We start from the raw sequence: 23,216 nt of genomic DNA on the forward strand, positions 1-23,216 counted from the left end.
CGATTCTCTTATGGTTGCGCGTGACGGTGGACGGCCGAATAATTGCCGGTCACGTAGTGTTCCAGCTGGCGCTCGATGTCGGTCAGCAGGCTCGATGCGCCGATGCGGAACAGGTGCGGTTCCAGCCACTCGTTGCCCAGTTCCTCCTTCATCACCGTCATGTATTGCAGCGCGGCCTTGGCCGTCGACACGCCGCCGGCCGGCTTGTAGCCGATCTGGAAGCCGGTGCGCTCGTAGTATTCGCGGATCGCCCGCACCATCACGAGGGATACGGGGATCGTGGCGTTCACGCCTTCCTTGCCGGTGGAGGTCTTGATGAAGTCGGCGCCGGCCATCATGCACACCCACGATGCCCTGGCCACGTTTTCCAGCGTGACCAGGTCGCCCGTCGCCAGGATCGCCTTCACATGCGCTTCGCCGCAGGCCTGGCGGTAAGCCAGCATCTCGTCGTACAGCGCCTGCCAGTTCCCGGTCAGCACGTGCTGGCGGGTGATGACGATGTCGATTTCCTGCGCACCGTCGGCGACCGACAGTTCGATCTCGCGCACTTTCGTTTCCATGCTCGTCAGGCCGGCCGGGAAGCCGGTCGACACGGCGGCGATCGGCAGGCGGCCCCGCAGCACCTTGTCGGCGTGGCGGATCATCTCGTGGTACACGCAGACGGCACCCGTCTTCAGGTTGCGCTCCTGCAGTCCCAGCGCTTCGACGAGGTCGGTGCGCAGCGGCCGCATCGCCTTCATGCACAGGCGCTCCACGCGGCCCGGCGTATCGTCGCCGGACAGGGTGGTCAGGTCGATCAGCTCGATCGCCTTGACCAGCCACGCGGCCTGGTATTCCTTCTTCACGGTGCGGCGGTTCGCCAGCGACGCGGCGCGGCGTTCGGCGGCCGCCTTGTTGACGTGGATGTGGTTCAGCCAGCCCAGGTCGAGGCCGATGGCCTCGTTGCGCTTGAAGTCTTTGCCGGAGGGGTTGCTCATAACAGGTTGGTTCCGTTGGAAAGGGGTTTCACGCCAAGGTGATGCGCGATGGTCTGGCCGATGTCGGAGAACGTTTCCGAGATGCCCAGCGCGCGGCCGGCCACGCCGGGGCCGAAGAAGATCATCGGGATATGCTCGCGCGTGTGGTCGGAACCGGGCGACGTGGGATCGCAGCCATGGTCGGCGGTGATCACGACCAGGTCGCCGTCCTTCAGCCTGGCGATGAACTCGGGCAGCCGCGCATCGAGTTCGTGCAGCGCCTGCGAGTAGCCCTGCACGTCGCGGCGGTGGCCGAAATGCATGTCGAAGTCGACGAAGTTCACGAACGTCAGCGACTTGTCGCCGGCCTGCCCTTCCACTTCCAGCAGCCGCTCGAACAGGGCCATGTTGTCCGGGCCCTTCACCACGCGCGACACGCCCTGGCCGGCGTAGATGTCGCTGATCTTGCCCAGCGCGATCACTTCGCCGCCGGCATCCTTCACGTGGTCCAGCAGCGTGGGGCCGGTTGGCGGCACGGCGTAGTCGTGCCGGTTGGCGGTGCGCTTGTAGTTGCCGTCGCTGCCGAGGAACGGGCGCGCGATCACGCGGCCGATGTTGTACGGCTTCACGAGTTCATAGGCCTTCTCGCACATGTCGTACAGGCGATCGAGGCCGAAGAGTTCCTCGTGCGCGGCGATCTGCAGCACCGAGTCGGCGGACGTGTACAGGATCGGCTTGCCGGTGGCCACGCTCTCGTCGCCCAGCTCGGTGATGATCGTGGTGCCCGATGCGTGGCAGTTGCCCAGGAAGCCCGGCACGCCGGTCAGTGCCTGCAGCTGGTCCGTCAGCTCCTTGGGGAACGTGGGCACCATTTTCGGGAAGTAGCCCCAGTCGAACAGCACCGGCACGCCGGCGATTTCCCAGTGGCCGCTCTGCGTATCCTTGCCCGTCGACTGTTCGCGCGCGGCGCCGTAGGCGGCGGTAAAGCCTTCGCGCATGTCGAAGCCGGGCGCCCAGGTGCCGCAGGCGGCATGCGCGGCGGCCGCGAGGCCCAGCTTTTCCAGCGCCGGCAGCGCCATCGGCTTGCCCTGATCGGCAGCCCACTTGGCGATGTGGCCGAAGGTGTTGGTGGCGGCGTCGCCATATTTTTCGGCGTCCGGCGTGGCGCCGAGGCCGAAGGAATCGAGCAGGAGGATGAATGCGCGTGACATGGTGTGGTCCCTGAAAGTTCAAGGGCGGCCGAAGCCGCCCTGTGGTTCGTTACGCTTTTGCGAGATTCGCAAAGAACGCCTGGATCAGTTTCACCAGGCTTTCGGCGCCCACGGCCGCGTATTTCAGCGTCTGCTCATGGGACAGCGGGAACGGCGACAGGCCTTCGGCCAGGTTGGTGACGACGGACACGCCCACCACCTTCAGGCCGCAATGACGGGCCGGCACCACTTCCGGCACCACCGACATGCCGACGACATCCGCGCCCAGGCGGGTGAACGCGCGGATCTCGGCCGGCGTTTCGAAGCTCGGGCCCGAGTAGGCGATGTACACGCCTTCGTGCAGCGTGATGTTCTGCGCCGCCGCGGTGTCCTGCAGCTGCTTGCGCAGGTCGGCGTCGTACGCGTTGGCCATGCTGAAGAAGCGCGGGCCGAAACGTTCGTCGTTCGGGCCGATCATCGGCGAGCCCGGCAGGAAGTTGATGTGGTCGTTCAGCGCCACCAGCGAGCCGGCGTCGACTTCAGCGCGCAGCGAACCGGCCGCGTTGGTCACGAACACGAATTCGCAGCCCAGCAGTTTCAGCGTGCGGACAGCGCTCGTCATCACACCCAGGCCATAGCCTTCGTAGAAGTGGCCGCGGCCCTTCAGGCACACGACCGGCACGCCGGCCAGGTTGCCCAGCACCATCTGGCCCGCGTGGCCATGCACGGTGCTGATCGGGAAGCCCGGCAGCTCGTCGAAACCGATCGAGACGACATCGGTCATCTGGTCGGCCAGCACGCCGAGGCCGGAACCGAGGATCAGCGCGGCGCGCGGCGCGAAGCCGGCCGGCATGCGGGAGCGCACGATGGCGGCGGCCTGGAAGGGGGAATTGTTCGACATAGGTTCTCGCTAAGGTTCTTCTGGATGGGCACGCCGATGACTGGTCGATGGCGGGCTGGGGCACGCGACACTATGCATCATGGGCGATATGTATAACAAATACCAATTTTCTTTGTCATTTATATCCAGTACGTATAAATTGGCCACTATTATAGCCATTTGACAGCGAACAAACATCTGTTTACGATGGTCGACATATGTTTGCAAGCATTTCCTCGTGAAGCGACAGGCAAGGAACCATGAGCAAGAAAGAACAACTTTACGGCCTGATCCGTGCCAATCCGTTCATCTCCCAGCAGGAGATGGCAGAGGCGCTCGGCCTGTCGCGTTCCGCCGTGGCCGGCCATGTCGCCAGTCTGATCCGCGAGCGCCGGCTGGTGGGCCGCGCCTACGTGCTGCCGCAGGAACGGGGCGTGCTGTGCATCGGCGCCGCCAACCTCGATCGCAAGCTGCGCACGGTGGCGCCGCTGCAGATGGGCACCTCGAACCCGGCCACCGCCGGCGAAACCTTCGGCGGCGTGGCCCGCAACATCGCCGAGAACCTGGCCCGCCTCGGCACGCCGTGCGCGCTGCTGACGGCGCTGGGCGATGATAGCGCCGGCCAGGCACTGCGGGCGCACGCCCGGCATTGCGGCATCGACATGACCGGCACGCCGGTGCTGCCGGGCGCCGCCACCGGCACCTATACGGCCGTGCTGGACGCCGGCGGCGAAATGGCCGTGGCACTGGCCGACATGGCGCTGTATGAACAGCTCACGCCCGGCTTCATCGCTAGCCGCCAGGCGCAGCGCAATGCGGCGTCGCTGGTGATCGCGGACCTGAACCTGCCGCACGATACCGTCGCGCTGCTGCTGGACGAAGCGCGGCGCGACGGCATTCCCCTGGCGATCGTGGCCGTGTCGCAACCGAAAATGGCGCGGCTGCCGCGCGACCTGGCCGGCCTGCGCCTGCTGATCCTGAACCGCGGCGAACTGGAAGAGCGCGCCGGCCGCCCGCTGCCCACCGAGGCGGCGTTGCGCGATGCGTGCCGCGCCGTGCAGGCCGAGGGCGCGCGCGACGTGATCGTCACCTGCGGCGCGGCCGGCGTGTATTACACGTACGGCAACACGTACGGCGACACGGATACCGCCAAGGCAGGCGACCTGCAATGGCTGCCGGCCCATGACGTGGACGTGGTCGACGTGACCGGCGCCGGCGACGCGTTCTCGGCGGCCGTCTGCTGGACGCTCGCCCAGGGCGAAGCCGATCTCGCCGAAGCCTGCGCCCGCGGCCTGCGCGCCGCCGCGCTGACCGTGCAGAGCACCCATACCGTATTCCCCGCGCTGACGGCCGCCCTGCTCGGCGCACCCACTCTCACAGAACAGGAATGACCATGCACCAGTACCTCTCCTTCTCGCCCGAAGTGGCGAACGCGCGCACCTCCGGCAAGCCGGTCGTGGCGCTCGAATCGACGATCATCTCGCATGGCATGCCGTACCCGCAGAACGTGCGGACGGCGCAGGAAGTCGAGCAGATCATCCGCGACGGCGGCGCCGTGCCCGCGACGATCGCCGTCATCGAAGGCAGGATCTGCATCGGCCTGACGCCGGAACAGCTCGAATTGCTGGGCAATTCGCCGGAGGCGCTGAAAGTGAGCCGCCGCGACCTGGCCTACGTGCTGTCGCAGGGCAAGCTGGGTGCCACGACCGTGGCCGCCACGATGATCTGCGCGCAGCTGGCCGGCATTTCCGTGTTCGTCACCGGCGGCATCGGCGGCGTGCACCGCGGCGCCGAGACCAGCTTCGACATCTCGGCCGACCTGCAGGAACTGGCGCAGACCAACGTGGCTGTCGTCTGCGCCGGCGTGAAGTCGATCCTCGATATCGGCCTCACGCTGGAATACCTGGAAACGCATGGCGTGCCGGTGGTCAGCGTGGGCCAGGAAGGTTTTCCGGCGTTCTTCACGCGCGAGAGCGGCTTCAACGCCGACTTCCGCCTCGACACGCCCGCCGAGCAGGCCTCGTTCATCCGCACCAAGTGGGCGCTGGGCCTGAACGGCGGCGTGGTGGTGGCCGCGCCGGTGCCGGAAAGCGACGCGATGCCGAAGGAGGAAATCGACGCCATCACGCTGCAGGCACTGCAGGAAGCGCAGGAAAACGGCGTGGCGGGCAAGAAGGTGACGCCGTTCCTGCTGGCCCGCATCAAGACGCTGACGGCCGGCCGCAGCCTGGCCACGAACATCGCGCTGGTGAAGAACAACGCGCGCGTGGGCGCCGCGCTGGCCCGCGCGCTGCTCGAGCATCCCATCACCTGATTGCCTGACCGAACCGCCGCCATGTCGATCGACCTGAAGCAACTGAAGTATTTCCTCGCCGTCGCCGAAGAGAAGAGTTTTTCCCGGGCCGCCGAGCGGCTGCACATCTCGCAGCCGCCGCTGTCGCAGCAGATCATGAAGCTGGAGGCGGAACTGGGCGTGAAGCTGTTCGCCCGCACCACCCGCAGCTTCGAGCTGACGGTGGCCGGCCGCGCGCTGATGAACGAAGCGGCCGAGCTGCTGGCGAAGATGCGGATGACGATCGACACCGTGCGCCAGATCGACCGTGGCGAGGTGGGCCGGCTGCGCGTGGGCATCGTCGGCTCGGCGATGTGGGGCCCGATCCCCAGCCTGCTGGAGGAATTCCAGGGCAAGTACCCGCGCGTGACGTGGACGATCCACGAGCTCGGCCCCACCGTGCAATACGAAGCGCTGCGCGCCAAGCAGATCGACGTGGGATTCTGGCGCGAGCCGCGGCTGGACGAGACGGACCTGAAGAACGACAGCCTGCGGCAGGAACTGTGCTTTCGCGAGAACGTGTGCGTGGCCGTCAACGAGCACCACCCGCTGGCGAAGCAGGAGGCGATCGAGCTGACCGACATCGCCGACGAGCCGATGCTGACCCTGGCGCTGGACAAGTCCGCGTTCCCGCGCTACCTGCTGCAGTGCTGCGTGAACGCCGGGTTCGAGCCGGCCATCTTCCAGGAAGCCAATGAACCGCAGACCTTGCTGGCGATGGTCGGCGCCGGGCTCGGCGTCACGCTGATGCCGGAGACCACCAGCCGCATTGGCTGGCCCGGCGTGGTGTTCCTGCCGATCCGCACCAATCCGCCTTCCGCGAACCTGTACATCACGTACACCACCACCGACGATGCGCCGGTGGTGCGGGCGTTCCTGAACATCCTGCGGCCGCCGGAGCGGTAAGAAACCCGGGGCAGGTCTTGCTGCCACAGGATTCGGGCAGCCTGGTGTCCGACACTTTTTCTGGATGACTCATCCAGAAAAAGGTGTCAGGCACCGGTTCTTTTACGCCAACGACAACATCAGAAATTCATCTTGAACTGCACGCCATACGTGCGCGGTTCGTTCAGGATGCCGGTCAGGTTGTTGAAGTCGATCGCGCCCACCGATTGCACTTCGTCGGTGATGTTGCGGCCGTACAGGGCCAGGTCGTACTTGCCGTCGCCCCACTTGTAGCCCACGCGCAGGCCGCCTTCCAGCAGGTCCTTGGCCTTGTACTCGACCGCTTCGTACAGGAAGAAGTTATACGACGAGCGGTACGACCAGTCGGTGAACGCATACACTTCGCCGTTGGCCACCGGGGTGGCGTATTTCAGCGTGAAATTGTGCTGCCATTTCGGCGCGCGCGGCAGCGGGTTGCCGTCGATCAGGGCCACGCGGCTGCCGTTCACGAACGAGACCGGGTTCGTCACCGTGCAGCCGCTGCCGCACGGCAGCACGAACAGGCTGCCGTCCTGGATCTCGGTATCGTTGTAGCTGGTGCCGAACGTGGCCGAGAAATTCTGCGACAGGTTGGCCTGCAGGTCCAGCTCGACGCCCTGCCCGATTGCCTTGTCCGCGTTCAGCAGCTGGTTCATGTTGACGTTGCCGCTGCCGGCCGTCAGCTGCTTGTCCTTGACGCGGTAGCGGAACACGGTGGCGGCCAGGCGCGCGCGGCGGTCGAACAGGTCCTGCTTGACGCCCGCTTCATACGACAGCACCTTCTCGGCGCCGGCCATCGACGGCTGGCTGGTCAGGTCGTTCAGGCGGCCCTGCATCGACGGCGCGCGGTAGCCGGTGGCCACGCGCACGAACACGTTGGTGTCGCGGTTGACCACGTAGGTACCCGATGCATCCCAGCTGATGTTGGTGGAATCGTCGGACAGCGGCAGGTAGGTGCGGCCGGTGGTCTCGATGCGCTGCGCGACGAAATCCTTCTTGTCGCTGGTGTAGCGCAGGCCGCCGCGCAGCTTGAGGCGGTCGCTGACGGCGTAGTTCAGCGAGCCGAAGGCCGCCCACGACCTGGCGTTCTGCGTCTGCGTGGCGTAGTTCGGCACTTGCGGATTGCCTGGCGCCAGCGAGTTGAACGCGATGCTGTCGATCGTGATGTCTTCCTTGAAGTAGAACAGGCCGGCGATCCACTGCAGCGGGCTCTTCGTGTTCGACTCGGCGCGCAGTTCCTGCGAGATCTGGCGGTGGTTCGGGATCACGTCGGCCGTTTCGACCACGAACGGGATGAAGCCCGGCCCGTACGGCGGCGCGTACACGGCGCCGTAGCCGCCATCGACGTCGGCGCGGCTGAAGAACTCGAGCTTTTCGTAGCCCGTGATCGAGTGCAGCGTGATGCCCGGCAGGTCCCATCGCAGCCGCACATTGCCGCCCTTGTTCTTCAGGTGCTGCTCGTTGACGCCGTCGCTTGGGTAGCTGCCGAAGTCGAAGCCGTCGACCAGTTCGTTCGTGCCGGCCTTCAGGATGTTGGCGCGGAACAGCGTGGCGGTGCCGTCCATGTCGCGGCCGTGCACGTTGAACAGCGCCGAGAAATCGGCCGACGGCTTGTACAGCACCTGCAGGCGCGCGGCGTTGTCCTTGTAGCCTTCGAATTCGCGCGTGCCGGTGGCACGGTTGTTGTCGACCCGGTCGCCACGGTGCTGCGACGAGCCTGCGAAGCGGATCGCCACCGTGTCGCTGACCGGGATGTTGTACGCGCCATCCACGTTGCGCACGCGGTCCTTGCCGAAGCCGGCGGCCAGGTAGCCTTCCTGCTTGAACACGGGCTTGGCCGAATCGAACTTGATCACGCCGGCCGGCGAGTTGCGGCCGAACAGCGTGCCCTGCGGGCCGCGCAGCACTTCCACCTGGTCCACGTCGAACACCGGGAAGCCTTTCAGCATCGGGTTTTCCTGCACGATGTCGTCCATCACCAGGCCCACCGGCTGCGACGCGTTCAGGTCGAAGTCGGTATTGCCCAGGCCGCGGATATAGAAGCGCGGGAACGTGCGGCCATAATCCGATTCGATGCTGACCGATGGCGAACGACCGGACAGGAAGCGGATGTCCTGCCCGCCGGAGGTCAGCACGTCGAGCTTCTCGCCTTTCACGGTGGCGATGGACATCGGCACATCCTTGATGTTTTCCGCGCGGCGCTGCGCTGTGACGATCACCGTTTCGAGCTGGCCCGGCTGGGTGGCCTGGGCGGCGGTGTCCGTCGCCTGGGTTTCCTGTGCCGACGCGAACGGGAAGGCGGTTGCGATGGCCAGCGCCATCAGGGTCCGGTGGGTCGATTTCATGGGTGCCAGTTCCTTTATTGTTGGCGTTACATCATGGCAATTGGGTAATAACCGCCGATGCTACACGAACGAAACTGGCCCTACCAACAACCTTATTGAGATGTTTTCAATATAAATTCTTTAAAAAAAAGGTATTTGTCATACATATCACCCCCATGCAATAGTGCGCAGTCAGCCCCGGCCCGGCCGCCAGGCGGCCCCAGTGGAAGCGATCATTTCGGGGTTTTGTCGTGACACCAGAAGTGGAGCGAAAACAACAGCGGCAGGGTACGGCGGCCTGCACATGGCAGCTCACCGGCTGTTGCGTGATTCCAACAGCGAATGTGGACCGTGGAAAAAAATGCAATGAACGGAAAACTGGACGGCAAGACAAATGCTGAGCAAAGCTTCTAAACATGCGCCTTTCATGGCGCCGACGCCCGGCGGCCTACATGTTGCGCTCGCAAAAACTATACAATAGCGGACTTCCAGGAGCCTTTTCATGAAAATCAAACAACTTTCCATGATGATCGCCGCAGTTGCGGTTTCGACGAGCGCATTCTCGGCCACTCCGAAACTGGGCATCGTCTACGACGCGGGCGGCAAGTTCGACAAGTCGTTCAACCAGTCCGCCTTCGAAGGCGCTTCGCGTTTCAAGAAAGATACCGGTATCAACTTCATCGAAGTGCAGGCTTCTTCGGATACCCAGGCCGAACAGGTGCTGCGTGGCCTGGCCCGCAAGAAGCTCGACATGATCGCCTCGATCGGCTTCGCGCAGACGCAGGCCGTGCAGAAGGTGGCGAAGGAATTCCCGAACGTGCGCTTCGTGCTGATCGACGGCGTTGCGCAAGGCGCCAACGTGAACTCGATCACGTTCAAGGAAGAAGAAGGCTCCTACCTGGCCGGCGTGGCCGCCGCGATGGCGTCGAAGTCGAAGAAGCTGGGCTTCATCGGCGGCATCGACATCCCGCTGATCCGCACCTTTGCCTGCGGCTACGCGCAGGGCGCGAAATCCGTCGACAAGAAAGCCGAGATCGTGCAGAACATGGTCGGCACCACCGCCGCCGCCTGGAACGATCCGGCCAAGGGCGGCGAACTGGCCCGCTCGCAGTTCGACCGCGGCGTGGACGTGGTGTTCGCCGTGGCCGGCGGTTCCGGCATGGGCACGCTGCAGATGGCCAAGGAAAAAGGCAAGCTGGCGATCGGCGTCGATTCGAACCAGAACCACCTGTACCCGGGCACGATGCTGACCTCGATGGTCAAGCGCGTGGACAATGCCGTGTACGACAGCTTCACGCAAATGAAGAACGGCACCTGGAAAGGCGGCGTGACCGCCAAGGGCATCAAGGAAGGCGGCGTGGACTGGGCGCTGGACGCCAACAACCGCAAGCTGATCACGCCGGAAATCGAAAAGCGCGTGCTCGGTGCCCGCAAGGACATCATCGATGGCAAGACCCGTGTCATCGATATCCGCTCGGGCACTGCCTGCCCGGTCTGATCCACCTGCATCACGAAAAGAAACGCGCCGCCGGAGCCCTGCTCCGCGGCGCGTTTTTCAGTAAAACACGACCTGAAAACTCCTATGCAGCCAGCTGTTGAATTCCGCGGCATCTCCAAGCACTTTGGCGCCGTGAAGGCGAATACGGACGTCAGCTTCTCGATCGCCAAGGGCGCCATCCATGGCCTCGTGGGCGAGAACGGGGCCGGCAAGTCCACGCTGATGAGCATCCTGTACGGCTACTACCATGCCGATGGCGGCGCCATCCTGCTGGACGGCCGCGAATGCCAGATCCGTTCCAGCCAGGAGGCGATCCGCCTCGGCATCGGCATGGTGCACCAGCACTTCATGCTGGTCGAGAACATGACGGTGCTCGACAACGTGATGCTGGGCACCGAGGGTGGTTTCCGCCTGGCCTCGCACCGTGCCGAAGCCGAGGCGAAGCTGCGCGAGATCTGCGCGCGCTACCGCCTCGACGTCGACCCGCTGGCCACGATCCACGACCTGTCCGTGGGCGCGCAGCAGCGCGTGGAAATCCTCAAGCAGATCTACCGCAGCGCCAGCATCCTGATCCTGGACGAGCCGACCGCCGTGCTGACGGCGCAGGAAACGGCATCGCTGTTCGAGATCCTGCGGCTGTTCAAGGAACAGGGCAAGACGATCATCCTGATCACCCACAAGCTGCAGGAAATCATGGACATCACGGATACCGTGACCGTGATGCGCGCCGGCCGCGTGGTGGGCGCCGTGCAGACCGCGCAAACCTCGAAGGAAGAGCTGGCCAACATGATGGTGGGCCGGCCGATCGAGAACAACCTGCCGCGCGGCCCCTACAAGCCGGGCGCGCCGGTGCTGGAAGTGAAAGGCCTGCAGCTGAAGGACAGCGCCGGCGTTGCGCTGCTCGACGACATCGGTTTCACGCTGCGCGCCGGCGAGATCGTGGCGATCGCCGGCGTTTCCGGCAACGGCCAGAGCGAGCTGATGGAAATCCTGTCCGGCATGCGCCTGCCGACCGGCGGCCAGGCCGATTTCGAAGGCAAGGCGCTGCCCTTCAGGCGCGGCGACGCGGACGGCCTGCCGCTGGTGTTCCGCAACCTGGGCATCGCCCACGTGCCGGAAGACCGGCTGCGCGACGGCGTGGTGAAGAACTTCTCCGTCATGCACAACACCTTCCTCGGCTACCAGGACCATATCAAGGGCCGCTGGGGGCTGTTCGACTTCAAGCACATCGCCGAGCGCTGCGCCGGCCTGCTGAAGGAATTCGACGTGCGCCCGCCGAACCCGGACCTGCGCATCGGCCTGCTCTCCGGCGGGAACCAGCAGAAGGTGGTGATCGCCCGCGAGGTGCTGGCGAAACCGAAGCTGATGCTGGTGGGCCAGCCCACGCGCGGCGTGGACATCGGCACCATCGAGGCCATTCATACGCAGTTACTTGCATTGCGCGATGCCGGCGTGGCGATCCTGCTGGTGTCCGTGGAGCTGGAAGAAGTGCGCGCGCTGGCCGACCGCATCCTCGTGATGTGCGGCGGCCGCATCACCGGCGAATTGCCGATCAATGAATTCGACACCACCCGCATCGGCCTGCTGATGGGCGGGATGCACAAATCATGACAACCAACGATATGCCACGCTGGGCAACCGGCATCGTCCTGCCCATCCTGAATCTGCTTTCCGCCTTGCTGGTCACCGCGCTGGTGATCCACCTGCTGGGCGAGAATCCCGTCGAATCGATGCAGATCCTGATCAACAGCGCCGTCGTCAATCCGGAAGGCCTGGCCTACACGCTGTTCTACGCGTCGACCTTCGTCTTCACGGGCCTGGCGGTCTCGGTGGCGATGCAGGCGGGCCTGTTCAACATCGGCGCCGAAGGGCAGATGTACCTGGGCGGCCTGGGCATCACGCTGGCGATGCTGGCGTTCGACGCCACGCTGCCATGGTTCCTGCTGATCCCCGCCGGCATGATCGGCGCGGCACTGTTCGGCGCGCTGTGGGCGTTCGTTCCCGGCTACCTGCAGGCGAAACGGGGCAGCCACATCGTCGTCACCACGATCATGTTCAACTTCATCGCCGCTTCGCTGATGAACTTCGTGATCGTGCGCTTCCTGATCCCGCCGGGCGAGCAGAACACCGCCTCGCGCGTGTTCTCCGCCGGCGCCGAACTGCCGCGCCTGTCGGACTGGCTGCCGTGGCTGGGCGATACGCCGCTGAACATCAGCCTGTTCCTGGCGATCGTCGCGCTGGCCGTGTATGGCGTGATGGTGTCGCGCTCGTCGTGGGGCTACAAGCTGCGCGCCACGGGCCTGAACAAGCATGCCGCGCACTATGCCGGCGTGAAGATCTCGACGACGATCATCGTGACGATGCTGATCTCGGGCGCGCTGGCGGGCCTGGGCGCCGTCAATTCGATGATGGGTTCCACGCATTACCTGTCGCTGAATTTCGTCGGCGGCGCCGGCTTCATCGGCATCGCGATCGCGCTGATGGGCCGCCAGCACCCGGTGGGCATCTTCCTGTCGGCCCTGCTGTTCGGCGCGCTGACCCAGGGCGGCTTCGACCTGTCGCTCGAGAAGCCGAACATCCCGCCCGAGATGGTGATTCTCATCCAGGGCCTGATCATCCTGTTCTGCGGCGCGATGGAATACCTGTACGCACCGGCGCTGATCAAACTGATCAAAGGAAAACAAGCATGAGCTTCGAAGACCTCCACCTGGGCAGCATCGTCGTCTCCACCGTGCGCAACGCGCCGGTATTGATCTTCGCGGCCATGGCCGGCCTGTTCGCGGAACGCTCCGGCGTCATCGACATCGGCCTGGAAGGCAAGATCCTGGCCTCGGCATTCGTTTCCGCCGCGGTGGCCTTCACCACGCAGAACCCGTGGTACGGCATCCTGGCCGGCATCGCCGTCTCGGTGGCGATCGCGCTGCTGCAGGGCTGCATCGCCATCACGCAAAAGGGCAACCAGTTGGTGGCCGGCATCGCCATCAACATCACGATGAGCGGACTGACGTTCGTCGTGGCGCAGTACTTCTTCCAGCAGGGCGGCCGCACGCCGGACCTGGGCGAGGCGCGGCTGTCGGAAATCGTGCTGCCCGGCAGCGCCGCGGTGGCGGACGTGCCGGTGATCGGCTGGATCTGGACGCAGCTGCTGGGCGGCCACACGGTGCTCGTCTACCTGGCGTTCGCTCTGGTGCCGCTGGTGCACTGGGTGCTGTACCACACCCGCTTCGGCCTGCGGCTGCGCGCCTGCGGCGAGAACCCGCACGCCGCCGACGCGGCCGGCGTTTCCGTCGAACGCACCCGCTATGCGGCGATGCTGATCGCCGGCATCCTGTGCTCGTTCTCCGGCGCCTATCTCGCCATCGTGCAGAGCGGCTTCTTCCTGCGCGACATGTCCGCCGGCGCCGGCTACCTGGCGCTGACCGCCATGGTGTTCGGCAACTGGCGCCCGTTCTACACCTTCCTCGGCTGCCTGATGTTCGGCTTCTTCGGCGCCGTGCAGATCCAGCTGGAAGGCGTGGACCTGCCGGTCGTCGGCCGCATTCCGGGCGCGCTGATCCAGATGGTGCCGTATGTCGTCACCGTGATCGTGCTGGCCGGACTGATGGCCAAGTCGGTCGCCCCGAAGGCGATCGGCGTGCCGTTCGTGAAGTCGCGCTAAGCCGTCCCTGCCCCACCGAAAGCCTGCGCGACCCGCAGGCTTTTTTCTTGCCGCAATATTGCCCAGAACCGGGGTCAGACCCCGGTTCTGGGCAATGTTTCTCAAAACTGGGGTCTGGAAGGAGAGACGGCCAGCAGGCCATCTCTGCTATGCAGGCGGAGTGCAATGCACTCCGAAACCCCTGCTCCCGCCTCCGGTTTTTGGCAACACTTTGGTGGAAACAACGGTCAGCGGGTCGCGAACAGGTGCAGGGCGGCGTGCTGCAGCAGCATGATGGTCTTGCCGTCCTCGATGCGGCCGTCGGCGGTCATGGCGAGGGCGGTGTCGATGTCGAGTTCGAGCACTTCGATGTCTTCGCCTTCCGCGGCGATGCCGCCGCCGTCGCCGGCACGCTGGCTGGATTCGTATTCGGCGACGAAAAAGTGCAGCCGCTCGGTGACGGAGCCGGGGCTCATGAAGGCGTCGAACACGCGCTGCACGCGGTCGACGCGAAAGCCCGTTTCCTCGGCCGCTTCGGCGCGGATGCGTTCTTCCGGCGACGCGGCGTCGAGCAGGCCGGCGGGGGCTTCGACCAGGTAGCCGTCATGCGTGCCGCCGTAGCCGAATGCGGGAAAGCGGAACTGCCGCACCAGCACCACGGTGCGCCGCGCCAGGTTGTAGAGCAGGATCACGGCGCCATGGCCGCGGTCGTACGTTTCGCGCGACATGGTCTGCCAGCTGCCGTCGCGCCGGCGGTAGTCGAACGTGGTTTTCTTCAGCAGGTACCAGTCGTTGGACAGCGTGGTGACGTCGCGAATGCGCACGTGCATGATGGCTCCTCGGCGTTGAACTGTTTTTAGCGTATCATGCGATATCGTGTAATTTCAAGGAATTTCGTGCAATGCTGACCCGCCAGCGCAAGGAGCTGCTGCTCCGCCTCCTGAAGGAAGAAGGACAGATCGTCGCGAAGACGCTCAGCGAATCGCTGGGCCTGTCCGAGGACACCATCCGCCGCGACCTGCGCGAGCTGGCGAAGGAAGGCCTGCTGCAGCGCGTGCACGGCGGCGCCCTGCCCGCGTCGCCCGCCGAAGGCAACTTCGCCGTGCGGGCCACGTTGTCGACCGATGCCAAGCCGGCCATCGCGCGTGCCGCGGCGGCAATGATCCAGCGCGGCCAGGTGGTGTTCATCGATGGCGGCACCACGGCCGTGCAGCTGGCGCGCGCCCTGCCCCGCGACCTGCGCGCGACCGTGATCACGCATAGCCCGTCGGTGGCGGTGGAACTGGTCGGCCATCCGGACATCGATGTGATCATCATCGGCGGCCGCCTGTTCAAGCACTCGATCGTGGCGATGGGCGCGGCGGCGGTGGAGGCGGTGAGCCAGTTCCGCGCGGACCTGTTCTTCATGGGCGTGTGCAGCCTGCACCCGGAAGCCGGCATCACGACGGGGGATTTCGACGAGGCGGCGATGAAGCGCGCGTTATCAAAAGCGGCCGCGCGCACGGTGGTGCTGGCGTCGCCGGAAAAGCTGGGCACCGCGGCGCCGTTCCAGATCGCGCCGCTGGCGACGGTCGACCACATCGTCGTGAACCGGGAAGTGGACGACGCGCTGCTGGCGCCGTACCGGGAGATGGGGATCGAGGTGACGCTGGCGTAAAACCGGAGCCTGTCACCGATTTTCGTGACGCCGGCATGGAAGCTGCGACACCGGATGCTCAGCCGCCGCGAATGATCACGCCTCCGGCCAGATCTCCTTCAGCAGCGCGGCCAGGTTGTACCCGCCCTTGACCAGCTGCTGCCGCGCCAGCGCGGACGACGGCACCGGGTAGTCGTCCGGCACGACCAGCGCCCATACCTTGTAGCTTTCGCCGCTGCTCTTCGACTTCACCGTGCTGGCGGCACCCAGCGTGACATCCATGTGCGCCAGTTTCGAGATTGCCAGGGAGTCGTTGGCCCACTGGTAGGGCCAGGTGGCCGCGTCGCCCGTGTTCACCGGTACCGACGGCTTCCTGTCGATCGCGTACTGCGCGAACTGCTCCGGCGTGCGGGTGCCGGAGCGGCGGAACGCATAGTCGACCACGGTGCTGTCCCAATACGAGTGGAACGGCTTCGTCTTCGGCGTGCCGGTTGGCGCACCTGCCATCGCACCTGCCGGCGCCTCCTTCGGCGCGCCGGGCGGAATCGCCCTGTTGCCGATCGACGTGATGAAGGCATCGTCCAGCTGCAGGTTGTTGCCGCCGCGCGAATCGAAGATGTTCAGTTCGTCGATCTCGGCCTTGGTCTTCGGCACCACGAAGCGCCCATCCTTGCCGACGAACGCGGCGCCCACGTGCAGCGGCTGGTGGATGTCGCCGGCCAGGTGCGCCACCACCAGCAAGGCCTGGCGCGGCGTGAACCTGTGCGGGTTGGTCTGCGGCGTGTCCTTGCCCTGCAGGACCAGGATCGCGGATTTGAGCGTCTGCACGATGTCGTCCTCGAACGTGCCGGCGGCGTGGTCGTGGTAGGCGCCCAGCTGGAACGGCACGTCCGTGTAGTGATACTCGGAATGCTTGGGATTGGCTGCCACGTAGGCCGCCATTTCCGGCGTCTGCGGGCCGCACCAGTTGCCCTTCACGCAGTCGGCCCACACGGCGACCGATTCCAGCGTTTCGCCCGGCAGCAGCAGCGCGGCGATGCGTCGTTCGGCAACGCTGCCCTTGAGCAGCTTGGCGGCGATGGCGCCCACGGCGCGGTGGCCATCGGCGCCCCAGGCCAGGGCGGTCGATGGTGCAACGGTGGCGAAGGCGCCGGCCAGCGCCAGCATGCATGCGAGTCGTTTCATTGTTCGGAAGCTTTCTGTGGTTTCGGGTAGTCCCTGTTGATGTCGAGCGGCTGCGCATACGGCGAGCTCCACACCTGTTCCTGCAGCGCGGCCAGGCGCCGCGCCATCTGCTCGTTGCGCATCACGATTTCGAGATTGCGCGACAGGTCGAAGTAGCCGCCGGCCCAGTTGCTGGTGCCCACCCACGCCAGCTTGCCGTCGATGACCATCGTCTTCGAATGGATCACGCGCGCGAACGGAATGAAGCCGGTCGATGCCTTCGGCAGCGTGACGACGCGGATCTCCACGTTCGGCAATACCGCGAGGCTCTTCAGGTAAGGCAGCGTGGCATGTTCGAGATTCCAGTTCGACACCATCAGCTTCACTTTCACGCCGCGGTTGGCGGCCGAGCGCACGGCGTTGTCGATCACGGCGTAGTACGGCCGCGTGCCTTTCGGGCCGTACGACAGCGGCGCGTAATCGAGCAGCTGCACGCGCACTTCTTCCTTCGCCTCGGCCAGCAAGGCCGGCAGGCCGGTCTCGGAATCGGCGACGCCGGGCGGGTTGTAGGCCGCCGGACTGGCCAGCAGGTAGGAAGGCTGCGCCAACGCGGTGGACAATGCGCCGGCCGGCGCCGCGGCCGGTTTCTGCTGCAGCGGCGCCACCGCGCGGCCCTGCGCCAGCTGCGCCTGCGCGCGCCAGTCCTGCTCGAAGATGGCGTGGATCTGGCCGACAATGGCCGCATCGTCGACCAGCAGGCCCGTTTCATGGATGTGCGTGAACGCGCGCCAGTCGAAATTCTGGCTGCCCACGAATGCCCGCTTGCCGTCGGCGATCACGTACTTGGCGTGGATGATGCCGTTGCCGGTGAGCTGGCTGAAGTCGAGGATGCGCATTTCCAGGTTCGGGATCGCGCGCAGCCGGTCCAGCGTCGCGGCGTCGGACAGCCCGACACCCTTCTTGTCGAGCAGGAAGCGGATCTTCACGCCGCGCTTGCCGGCGGCCGCCAGGCGGTCGATCACCTTCTCGAACGGCGCGCCGGGCTGGCTGGCCGCGTAGAACTGGCCGATCGCGATGTCGCTTTTCGCGTTGTCGAACAGTTCGCACCAGACGGTGACCGGATCGCGCAGGTCGGCGTTGGCCAGCGTGGTTTCAACCGGCGCGGTCTGCACCAGTTCGAAGCCGGGAATGCGGAAGTCGGCATGGGCGCTGCCGAAGCACGCGGCGAGCACGCCGCACAGGATCACATGTCTGAACTGCGGTTTCATCACTGGTTCCTTATTGAATCCGCTGGATGCGCGGCTGCGCGGGCGCCTGGCCCGCCGGTTTGCCTTCCCGCTCGCGGCGCACCAGGTAGGCGGTCAGCGAATCGAAGTCGGGGATGCCCGTCTCGGCGCGGTTGGTGCCTTTCGCGAACTCCGGGAACGCGTCGTTGCCTTCGGCAAGGAAGTTGTTGGCGGCCACGCGGTACATGGCGTTGTCGTCCAGCGGCACGCCGCCCACCGAGATATCCGACACCCGCGCGCCCTCCGGTTTCCTGGCATCGTACTTGTAGGTGAAGCCCTCGGATACCTGCAACAGGCCGCGCACCTTCACCTTGTCCGCCACCCACTGCTGCTCGAGCAGCGTACGGATCTGCGCTCCGGCCAGGTCCATCACCACGAGCGTATTCCCGAACGGCAGCGTGGCCAGCGCCTGGCCTTTCGACACCACGTTGCCGGCGCCCGTTTCCAGGTTCTGGCGGATGCCGCCGCGGTTCATGAAGCCGATCTGCGCGCCGAACGGCCTGCCGGCCATCAGCGCGGCATCGGCCACCAGGTTGCCGAGCGCCGATTCGTCGGCATTGTCGCCGCCGCGCGTGACGGCCGGCACCGCGATGCGCGCTACCGGCCTGGCCAGTTCGCGGTTGCTGCGTTCGCGCAGCGCGGCCAGATATGCCGCGGCCTTCGGCTCGGCCGGGAAAGCGCCCTGCTCGATGACGACGTTGCGCGCACCGACATCGACGATGTTGCCGGTGGCCTTGTCGACCACCAGCCTGATACGCGACAGCATGTGCCCGCCCATCTGCGCCTGCGTGACGACGGTGTTGCCCACCTTGCACAGGTAACCCTTGTGCGAGTGGCCGCTGATCACGAGCCTGATGGCCGGATCGAGCCGCTGCACCACCGGCACCAGGTCGCCTTCCAGGTTGTCGCAGTATTGCTTGTTGTATTCGGATTCGGTGCGGCCGCCTTCGTGGATCAGCACGACGAACGCGCCGACGCCCTGCGCGCGCAGTTCAGGCAGCAGGCGGTTGACGGCATCGGCTTCATCGCCGAAACGCAGGCCGGCGATGCCGGAGGCGGCCACCACGTCGGTGGTGCCCTTCAGCACGGTGCCGATGAAGGCGATCTTCACGCCCTTCGCTTCGAGGATGCGGTAGGCCGGCAGGATCGTCTTGCCGCTTTGCGCGTCGACGACGTTGGCCGCCAGATAGCCGAACTTCGCGCCGCCGAAGCGGGCCTCGTACCGGCAGGCCTTCTCCGGCCGCGGCGAATCGCAGCCGCCATGCTGCTGGCGCAGCAGTTCCTTGCGGCCGCCGTCGAATTCGTGGTTGCCGGCCGAGGTGACGGCCAGGCCCAGCATGTCCAGCGCGGCGATGGTGGGCTCGTCGGCCCACATCGCGGACAGCGCCGGGCTGGCGCCCACCATGTCGCCGGCGCCCACGAGCAGCAGTTCGCCGTCTTCGCGGCGCCACTGGGCCAGCGCGCCGGCCAGCGTGTCGATGCCGCCCGCCATCACGGTGCGCGGCGCCGTGTCGCCCACGCCGGCATACGTGAATCTGGTCGCTTCGAGGTTGCCGTGCAGGTCGTTGAGCGCCACCAGGTTGACTTCCGCGGTCGGGTTGGACGGCGGCGTTGCGCACCCGGCCAGCGCGGTCAGCGCCGCGGCCAGGGCCAGTGAAAGGGGTGAATGTTTCATGAGGAAGATGGGAGACGTGACCATGTATTGTACCGGCGCGGGCCGGGCGAAAAAAGCGCCGCGGGGCCGTGGAGACATTACGTTACAGATGAAAAAAAACCGGCACAGCGTGCCGGTTTCCTCTTTCAGGCGATACGGAGCCGAATCTTAGAATTCGTACTTGACCGATGCCTGCAGGGCCCACTGCGATTCGCCCTTGACCTGGCGCACGTCCAGGTCTTCGACCTTGTCGCGCAGCTGGTAGATGTAGCGGCCCTGGGTATCCAGGCCCACCACGTCGACGAACGAACGGGCTTGCGCGCCGTTGGACTGGAACGCCACTTCGTTGATGCGGCCCCATTTCTTGTTCAGCAGGTTGCCCACGTTCAGGATATCGAACGTGAACACGCCCTTGGAACCTTGCCACAGGCCCGGCACTTCCTGGGAGATGCGCATGTCGAAGCTGTTGGTCCACGACGAGAAGCTGTTGTTGCGCTTCACCACGCCGCCGGCCGAGTTGCGCAGGCCGCGGTACTGGTTGACGATCGACCAGAACTTCTCTTCGTTCGCGTGGCTGGTGGCGCTGTCGCCGGCGAAGGCCACTTCACCCGAACCGAACGCGGTCGGAATGTACATCAGGTCGTTGCCGGCCAGGCCGTCGCCGTTCATGTCGTTGTTGGTGGTCCAGCTGTACGGCTTGCCGGAACGGCCTTCATAGAACACGCCCAGCGTGGTGCGGTAAGCGCCGAAGAAACGCTTCTGGAAGCTGACCGAGCCGCTGATGCGATCCTTCACCAGGTAGCTGGAATTGGCTTCCACTTCCTCGTTCGGGTTGAATACCGAACGGCCGGCCCAGTTCGAGTTCGACGTGGACGACGTCAGCGGCGACACTTCGGTCGACTCGGTGTAGGTATACGCCAGGTTCCAGGCGAAGCCGCCGACCATCGGACGGCTGACCTGCAGCGTGGCCAGGCTGCTGCCGCCATGCTTGGTGTTGGTGGCGACCAGCACGTTGGCGAAGCTCTGGTTCGAGCCGGCACGGCTGCGCAGGGTGCTGCACGAGCCGCTCGTCAGGCTGTTGCCGCTGGCATCCCAGCAAGCCTGGTTGTAGCCCTGTGCGGTGTAGTACAGATTCCGGCCATCCTTGCCGGTACGGGTCGGTGCGCCGATGTTCAGGTTGCGGTAGTAGATCGCGTCGCGCGCATCCGTCTGCAGGTATTCCGCGCTCAGCGTCATGCCATACCATGGCAGTTCGTGATCGAGCGCCAGGTTCATCTTGCGCACGGAAGGGTTGCGCAGGCCCGGGGCCAGCACGTCGACCGAAGCGGCCGACGGCGTACCGGTGAAGGTTGGCTGGTTGTTGATGTCCGGGCTGAAGATGCCGCCGGTGGTCGCGCAGTTGGCGAAGCCGGTGATGCCGCAACCGACCGTCGCCGTGGCCACGCCGGCGTTCTGGAACGGGTTGCCCAGCCAGACGCTCATTGCCGCACCCTGGAACAGGCCGGCACCGCCGCGGATCTGCGTACGGCGTTCGCCGTCGATCTTGTAGTTGAAGCCCACGCGCGGCTGCCACAGCTTCTGGCCGTCCAGCGTGTTGCTGTTATTCAGGCCGAATCCGCCCGTTGCACGGCCCGCCGCATTCACCGCGCCCGGCGCTGCCGCCAGGGCCGCGTTGAACAACGGACGCTCCGGCACATCCACCTTGTCCAGGCGCACGCCGGCCGACACCGTCAGCTGCGGCGTCACGGTCCAGGTGTCCTGCACGAACACGCCCGTATTCTTCATCGTGAACTTGGCGACCGCGTCTTCCAGCGTGTAGCCGGCGTTGGCGACCTGGGTCTGGTACGAGAGCGGGCGGCCGCGGCGGAAGTTTTCCAGCACGGCCTGCTCGACCGAAGTGGCATTGCCGCAACCGGTCGAGCCCATCGTGGCACCACCCAGGAACTCGTAGGCCAGGCCCGTCTGGCAGGCGAACGTATAATTGCCATACACATTCTGCAGGAACGCGTTGTAGATGTCGTTCTTCTGGTAGTCGGCGCCGAACTTCACTTCATGGTCGCCCAGCAGCCAGTTGGCACCCACGTAGTAGTCGTCCGTCTTCGTGCCCAGCACGTTGCGGTGGCGGCTGTTGTCGGTACCGAAGTTGACGAAGCGGTTGCCGGTCGACAGGCCGGCCGGCGCGCCGGCGGCCAGCGGACCGGAAATGCGCAGGCCCACCGTCGGCAGTTGTGCATTCACCTTCGGCACACTGTCGTAGTCGCGGGTGGACAGCTTGATCTCGGTCGAGAACGTCGGCGTCCAGTCGGACGTCAGCTGGGCAACCTTGGTCTCGATCGTCTTGTTCTGCTGGTACCACTGCGAGTTCAGCGAAATACCGGTGGCGGTCAGGCCGGAGAAGAACGGCTCGGACTGTTCGGTCTTGGACCAGCGGAACATCGCGCGGTGATCGTCGCTGATGTTCCAGTCCAGTTTCAGCAGCTTGTCGGTCACGGACAGCATCGTGCCGCCAGGAACCACGGAGCTGCCGATATCCAGGCCGTAGGTATTCTTGGCAATGGCCGTGGCCTGGTCGATCGTGTTCTGCGTCACACCCACGTTCGTCATCGAGCTGCCAATCGGGCCGAACGACGGCGCCGCGCGGGTCGATTCCAGCTTTTCGTAGTTGGCGAAGATGAACAGCTTGTCCTTGATCAGCGGGCCGCCGACCGTGGCGCCCTTGGTCGTTTCCTTGAACTTGGCCGGATCGTAATAGGTGCCGTCGGTCTGGTTGAAGCGCTCGCCGGCCATCTTGTCGTTACGGAAGATGTAGTAGACGCTGCCCTTGACATCGTTGGTGCCGGACTTGGTCACGGCGTTGATGTTGCCGCCCGTGTAGCCCTTCTGGGTGACGTCGTAGTTGGCGACGTTGACCTGCACCGACTGGATCGCCTCGATCGAGATCGGCTGCTTGGCGGTCGGAGAGCCGGAAGCTTCCAGGCCGAACGTGTCGGAAACGGCCACGCCGTCGATCGTCAGCGAGTTGTAGCGACTGTTCTGGCCGGCCACAGAGATTTCGCCCCGTTCCTTGTCGGTCTGCGACACGCGGGGGTCGGTGCGTGCGTAGTCCTGCAGGTTGCGGTTGATCGACGCCTGGATCGCCAGTTCCGTCGGGCCGATGTTGGTGCCCGTGCCCATCGCCGTCTTCGAGAAGCGGTCGTTGCGCACGTTGGTGCCCGTGACGGTCACGGTCTGCATTGCCTGGCCCAGCTGCGCATCCACGGCGGCCGTTTCGGCCAGCGCGATGAACACGCCGTCACGCTTTTCGGTCACGCCGTTCTGCGTGATCGTGATCGTGTACGGACCACCCACGCGCAGGCCGCGGGCGACATAGCGACCCTGGGCATCGGTGGTGACGTTGCTGACGGAACCGGACTCCACGTGAAGGATGGTGACCTGCGCGCCGGCGGCCGGGTTGCCGTCCGCGCCCGAGATACGACCGCCGATGGCGGAGGTCGTGTTCTGCGCGACGGCTGGCAGCGCCGCCAGTGCGATAGACAGGCTCAGTGCGATCTGCGTAAGCCGGAGCCGTTTGTGATTCATCATATTTACCCCAAAATGGACGAATTTAATGACAGTTAAGTGCAAGATTGGTGAATCCACACTTGCTGTCACGCTTTACTTTGTGTTGCAAACTGCTTTGCCAACCCGAGAGCTTAGCTGGACAGAATGTCATCTCCGTGACATCTCTATTTCAGT

The 23,216-nt window shown here is 65.3% G+C and carries 17 protein-coding genes; 8 read left to right on the forward strand and 9 right to left on the reverse strand.

From position 1 onward, the window contains the following. Window positions 1-8: 8 nt before the first annotated feature. The 3 genes from deoC to xapA are packed head-to-tail and all read right to left on the reverse strand — an operon-like array spanning window position 9 to window position 3,047. On the reverse strand, window positions 9-977 hold the full coding sequence (gene deoC, locus GJV26_RS08460; protein ID WP_155708433.1) for a deoxyribose-phosphate aldolase: 969 nt from the start codon (window positions 975-977) through the stop codon (window positions 9-11). Continuing rightward, the gene (locus tag GJV26_RS08465) at window positions 974-2,167 is read right to left on the reverse strand and encodes a phosphopentomutase (protein WP_155708434.1); all 1,194 of its coding nucleotides are present in this window, start codon (window positions 2,165-2,167) and stop codon (window positions 974-976) included. The genes deoC and GJV26_RS08465 overlap by 4 nt, the downstream gene beginning before the upstream one ends. A 49-nt stretch (window positions 2,168-2,216) precedes the next feature. Next, window positions 2,217-3,047, reverse strand: coding sequence for a xanthosine phosphorylase (xapA, locus tag GJV26_RS08470; protein WP_155708435.1), 831 nt, complete (start codon window positions 3,045-3,047; stop codon window positions 2,217-2,219). Window positions 3,048-3,286: 239 nt separating this feature from the next. Between xapA and GJV26_RS08475 the strand changes: the two genes are divergently transcribed. Genes GJV26_RS08475 through GJV26_RS08485 form a run of 3 tightly spaced genes read left to right on the forward strand, consistent with a single transcriptional unit; the run spans window position 3,287 to window position 6,264 of the window. Then, entirely contained in the window at window positions 3,287-4,417 is a 1,131-nt protein-coding gene (locus GJV26_RS08475; protein ID WP_155708436.1) for a carbohydrate kinase, read from the forward strand. A gap of 2 nt (window positions 4,418-4,419) precedes the next feature. Next, window positions 4,420-5,340, forward strand: coding sequence for a pseudouridine-5'-phosphate glycosidase (locus GJV26_RS08480; protein ID WP_155708437.1), 921 nt, complete (start codon window positions 4,420-4,422; stop codon window positions 5,338-5,340). Between the two features lie 21 nt (window positions 5,341-5,361). Then, window positions 5,362-6,264, forward strand: a complete 903-nt coding sequence (locus GJV26_RS08485) for a LysR family transcriptional regulator (protein ID WP_155708438.1) — start codon at window positions 5,362-5,364, stop codon at window positions 6,262-6,264. Window positions 6,265-6,383: 119 nt separating this feature from the next. Here GJV26_RS08485 and GJV26_RS08490 read toward each other — a convergent pair whose 3' ends face one another. Next, window positions 6,384-8,627 (reverse strand): TonB-dependent receptor, encoded by a 2,244-nt coding sequence (locus GJV26_RS08490; RefSeq protein WP_155708439.1) that lies wholly within the window; start codon window positions 8,625-8,627, stop codon window positions 6,384-6,386. A 481-nt stretch (window positions 8,628-9,108) separates the two neighbouring features. Here GJV26_RS08490 and GJV26_RS08495 point away from each other — a divergent pair, with 481 nt between their 5' ends. The 4 genes from GJV26_RS08495 to GJV26_RS08510 all read left to right on the forward strand — a co-directional run bounded on the left by GJV26_RS08495 (window position 9,109) and on the right by GJV26_RS08510 (window position 13,762). Next, on the forward strand, window positions 9,109-10,104 hold the full coding sequence (locus GJV26_RS08495; protein ID WP_155708440.1) for a BMP family lipoprotein: 996 nt from the start codon (window positions 9,109-9,111) through the stop codon (window positions 10,102-10,104). 84 nt (window positions 10,105-10,188) lie between these two features. Then, on the forward strand, window positions 10,189-11,715 hold the full coding sequence (locus tag GJV26_RS08500; protein ID WP_155708441.1) for an ABC transporter ATP-binding protein: 1,527 nt from the start codon (window positions 10,189-10,191) through the stop codon (window positions 11,713-11,715). Next, window positions 11,712-12,794 carry an ABC transporter permease gene (locus tag GJV26_RS08505; protein ID WP_155708442.1) on the forward strand — a complete coding sequence of 361 codons (1,083 nt, stop codon included), beginning with the start codon at window positions 11,712-11,714 and terminating at the stop codon, window positions 12,792-12,794. Before GJV26_RS08500 ends, GJV26_RS08505 begins: the two co-directional genes overlap by 4 nt. After that, window positions 12,791-13,762 carry an ABC transporter permease gene (locus GJV26_RS08510; protein WP_155708443.1) on the forward strand — a complete coding sequence of 324 codons (972 nt, stop codon included), beginning with the start codon at window positions 12,791-12,793 and terminating at the stop codon, window positions 13,760-13,762. Before GJV26_RS08505 ends, GJV26_RS08510 begins: the two co-directional genes overlap by 4 nt. A 227-nt stretch (window positions 13,763-13,989) precedes the next feature. On the opposite strand, the gene GJV26_RS08515 is transcribed toward GJV26_RS08510, so the two are convergent. Then, the gene (locus GJV26_RS08515) at window positions 13,990-14,571 is read right to left on the reverse strand and encodes an NUDIX domain-containing protein (RefSeq protein WP_155708444.1); all 582 of its coding nucleotides are present in this window, start codon (window positions 14,569-14,571) and stop codon (window positions 13,990-13,992) included. A 71-nt stretch (window positions 14,572-14,642) separates the two neighbouring features. On the opposite strand from GJV26_RS08515, the gene GJV26_RS08520 reads away from it, so the two are divergent. Then, window positions 14,643-15,398, forward strand: coding sequence for a DeoR/GlpR family DNA-binding transcription regulator (locus GJV26_RS08520; protein ID WP_155708445.1), 756 nt, complete (start codon window positions 14,643-14,645; stop codon window positions 15,396-15,398). 75 nt (window positions 15,399-15,473) lie between these two features. Here the strand turns inward: GJV26_RS08520 and GJV26_RS08525 are convergent, their stop codons facing one another. The 4 genes from GJV26_RS08525 to GJV26_RS08540 all read right to left on the reverse strand — a co-directional run bounded on the left by GJV26_RS08525 (window position 15,474) and on the right by GJV26_RS08540 (window position 23,063). After that, a complete protein-coding gene (locus GJV26_RS08525; protein WP_155708446.1) occupies window positions 15,474-16,562 on the reverse strand; it encodes a S1/P1 nuclease in 1,089 nt (362 codons plus the stop codon). Continuing rightward, window positions 16,559-17,809 (reverse strand): phospholipase D-like domain-containing protein, encoded by a 1,251-nt coding sequence (locus GJV26_RS08530; RefSeq protein ID WP_155708447.1) that lies wholly within the window; start codon window positions 17,807-17,809, stop codon window positions 16,559-16,561. Before GJV26_RS08530 ends, GJV26_RS08525 begins: the two co-directional genes overlap by 4 nt. A 10-nt stretch (window positions 17,810-17,819) precedes the next feature. Beyond that, the gene (locus GJV26_RS08535; protein ID WP_155708448.1) at window positions 17,820-19,502 is read right to left on the reverse strand and encodes a bifunctional metallophosphatase/5'-nucleotidase; all 1,683 of its coding nucleotides are present in this window, start codon (window positions 19,500-19,502) and stop codon (window positions 17,820-17,822) included. A 147-nt stretch (window positions 19,503-19,649) separates the two neighbouring features. Then, on the reverse strand, window positions 19,650-23,063 hold the full coding sequence (locus tag GJV26_RS08540; RefSeq protein WP_155708449.1) for a TonB-dependent receptor: 3,414 nt from the start codon (window positions 23,061-23,063) through the stop codon (window positions 19,650-19,652). Window positions 23,064-23,216 lie beyond the last annotated feature (153 nt).

Source organism: Pseudoduganella dura, from assembly GCF_009727155.1.
In the GTDB taxonomy this organism is placed as follows: domain Bacteria; phylum Pseudomonadota; class Gammaproteobacteria; order Burkholderiales; family Burkholderiaceae_D; genus Rugamonas; species Rugamonas dura.